1 protein-coding gene is annotated in these 3,510 nt (G+C 69.8%); it reads left to right on the top strand.

What is annotated here, in order from left to right; translation table 11 throughout:
* Window positions 1-6: 6 nt before the first annotated feature.
* A partial coding sequence (locus ACFZDK_RS55580) for an amino acid adenylation domain-containing protein (protein ID WP_390987016.1) occupies window positions 7-3,510 on the top strand: 3,504 nt, incomplete at its 3' end.

The following is a 3,510-nucleotide window of genomic DNA, read 5'->3' on the forward strand; positions in this document are numbered from 1 at the left end:
GAGGTGGTGTTCGGGGCGACGGTGGCCGGGCGCCCGGCGGAGCTTCCGGGGATGGAGGCGATGCTCGGTCTGTTCATCAACACGCTGCCGGTACGCGTCGCTCTGGATGCGGCCCGGTCGGTGGGTGAGGTGCTGGGGGCGCTTCAGGCGCGGCAGTCGGCGTTGCTGGACCACCAGCATGTCGGGCTGAGCGAAGTACAACGGACCGCCGGCCCCGGCGCGACCTTCGACACGCTCCTGGCCTTCGAGAACTACCCAGGCGACCTGGACGTCCAACCCATCGGCGACGGTCTCACCGTCACAGCCACCGAGCTCCGCGAGTCGACCAACTTCGCGCTGGCGCTGGGGGTTACGCCAGAGGACGGCCTCGCGATCCGTCTCGACTACCGGGCCGACGTGTTCAGGCGCCGGAGCGCCCTGCGGATGGCCCGCCGCCTGGTCCGGGTGTTGGAGCAGATCGCGGACGATCGGCAACTACGTCTCAGCGACATTGAGTTGTTGGACGAGTCCGAACGGGCAGCGGTGGTGGAGGAGTGGAACGCCACCGCCCGTCCGACGGAGCCCGGCACGGTGCTGGAGCGGTTCCGTGGGTGGGCGGTGCGGACGCCGGATGCGACTGCGTTGTGGTTCCGGCAACAGGCTTTTTCCTATGGGGAGGTGGATGCGCGGTCGGATGCGTTGGCCCGCGGGCTGGTTGCCCGTGGTGTGGGGCGTGAGTCGCGGGTGGGGCTGTGTCTGCCGCGTGGGGCCGAGATGGTCGTGGCCATGCTGGCGGTGTGGAAGGCGGGTGGGGCGTACGTCCCGTTGGATCCGGAGTACCCGTCCGACCGGCTGGCGTTCATGGTGGCCGACAGTGGCGCCGAATGGGTGTTGGTGACACCCGAGACGGCGGATCGGCTGTCCGAGGGCGTCGACACGGTGCGGCTCGACGAGTTGGAGATCGAGTTCGGCGAGGGACCGGACAGCGCCGTGGATCCGGGCCAACTGGCCTATGTCATCTATACGTCGGGGTCGGCGGGGCGTCCGAAGGGTGTGGCGGTGGCGCATGCCTCCGTGGCGAATCTGGCGTCGGCCATGCGTCCGGTGCTCGGTGTGGATGCCGGGGTGACGGCGTTGCAGTTCGCGTCGTTCAGTTTCGATGCGGCGGTGTTGGATGTGGCGGTGACGCTGGCTGCTGGGGGCACGTTGGCGATTGCCTCGGCGGAGGAGCGGCAGGACGCTGGTGCTCTGGCGGCCATGGTCGAGGCGGCAGGTGTGGTCACGGCGAGTGTGGTGCCGTCGTTGCTGGGGGTGCTGGAGCCGGGTTCGGTTCCAGGGGTGGGGAACTGGGTCTTGGGTGCGGAGCGGCTGGAGGCCGGTCTGGCGGCGAAGTGGCGTGCGGGTGCCCGGGTGTGGAACACGTACGGGCCTACCGAGGCCACTGTCATCACCACTGCGGTCCTGTTGGAGGAGGGCATCACGGGTGAGGATGCCCCGCCGGCGATCGGCCGTCCGCTGCCCAACGTCCGCACCTACGTGCTGGATGCGTTCCTACGGCCCGTCCCCGACGGCGTAACGGGTGACCTCTACGTTGCCGGATCCGGCCTGGCTCGCGGTTACATCAACCGGCCCGACCTGACGGCCGAGCGGTTCGTGGCCTGCCCCTTCGATGACGGCGGGCGAATGTATCGGACGGGTGACCTGGCTCGCTGGACCGCCGACGGGCAGTTGGAGTTCGTGGGGCGTGCGGATGCGCAGGTGAAGATCCGCGGGTTCCGCGTGGAGCTCGGTGAGGTCGAGACCGTCCTCGCGGGTCATCCGCTGGTCGAGCGGGCCGCCGTGGTGGCCCGTGACGGTCGGCTGGTCGGGTACGTCCTCGGTGACGTGGAAGCCGAGGCGCTGCGGGAGTTGGCCGCTACTCGTCTGCCGGAGTACATGGTCCCGTCGGTGGTCGTTGTCCTCGACGTGTTCCCGTTGACCGTCAACGGGAAGATCGACCGGTATGCCTTGCCTGCCCCCGACCTCGTGTCCGCCGATACGCGCGCCCCGTCGACCGAGGCAGAGGAGGTGTTCAGCGCCCTGTTCGCCGAGGTGTTGGGGCTGGACGAGGCCGGGCTCGGGGACAGCTTCTTCGCGCTGGGCGGCGACTCGATCATGTCGATGCAACTCGCGTCCCGGGCCCGTTCCGCGGGCTGGACCGTGTCGCCGCGCCAGATCTTCGAGGAGAAGACGCCCGAGCGGCTGGCACAGGTGGCCGTGGCCTCGTCCGGCACGGGGAGCGCACGGCCCTCGGACACCGGCGTCGGTGAGGTGCCGCTGACCCCGGTGATGCGCGAGCTCTTGGACCGGGTCGGACCGGAGCGGGTAGGCCGGATCGTCCAGCCGGGTGTGCTGACGGTGCCCCCGGGGCTGGATCGCGAGGCGCTAGTCGATGCCGTGCAGGCCGTGGTGAACCGTCATGAGGTCCTGCGTGCACGGTTGTTGGTGGAGTCCGGGGTGTTGGTGGTGCCGGAGAGTCCGGCGGTGTCGGTTGAAGAGCTGGTGGCTCGGGTGGATGTGGTCGGGGTTGATCCGGCCGTTGTGGTCGGGGAGCAGATCGAGGCGGCGGTGGGGCGGTTGGATCCTGCGGCCGGGGTGATGGTGCAGGTGGTGTGGCTGGACGCGGGTCCGGATGTGGCGGGCCGACTGGTCGTGGTGGCCAACCACCTGGTCGTCGACACGGTCTCGTGGCAGACCCTGCTGCCTGATCTCGAGCGGGCCCTCACGATGCTCGTCGAGGGACGGTCCGTGGAGTTGGATCCGGTTCCGGTGTCGTTCCGGGCGTGGGCGCGGGAGTTGGCGGCGGAGGCGGTTCGGCCCGAGCGGGTGGCTGAGGTGGCCGCATGGCGGGCGGTGGTGGATGGTCCGCAGGAGTTGTTGACGGATGTTCCGTTGGATCCGCTGGTGGATGTGGGTGCGACGGTTCGCGAGGTGGCGGTGACCGTTCCGGTGGAGGTGACGTCTGCGCTGTTGGCGGGGGTGCCGGCGGCGTTCCATGCCGGGGTGGACGAGGTGCTGTTGGCCGGCCTGGCCGCGGCGGTCGGTGAGTGGGCCGGGTCTGACGGGTTCCTGGTGGATGTCGAGGGGCACGGGCGTGAGCCGTTGCCGGGTATCCCAGATCTGTCGCGGACGGTGGGCTGGTTCACGTCCTCGCATCCCGTACGGCTGAGCGCGGGTGCCGATGGTGGTGTGTCGGTGCTCGGGGTGAAGGAGCAGGTGCGGGCGGTACCCGGGGACGGGCTCGGCTACGGGCTGCTCCGCTGGCTGAACCCGGAGACCGTGGACGAGTTGGCGGTTCTGCCGTCGGCGCAGGTCGGCTTCAACTACCTCGGTCGCGTGGGTTCTGCTGAGGGCTTCGGGGCCGGTGGCGCGCTCGATGCTCCGGTGATGCACGCGATGGAGTTGCTGGGGTTGGTGCGGGAGTCGGCGGAAGGTCCGGTGCTGGAGCTGCGGTTGGCGTACCCGGAGCGGTTGTTGGGTGTGGGCCGGGCG

It is taken from the genome of Streptomyces sp. NPDC007901 (assembly GCF_042959465.1).
In the GTDB taxonomy this organism is placed as follows: Bacteria; Actinomycetota; Actinomycetes; order Streptomycetales; family Streptomycetaceae; genus Streptomyces.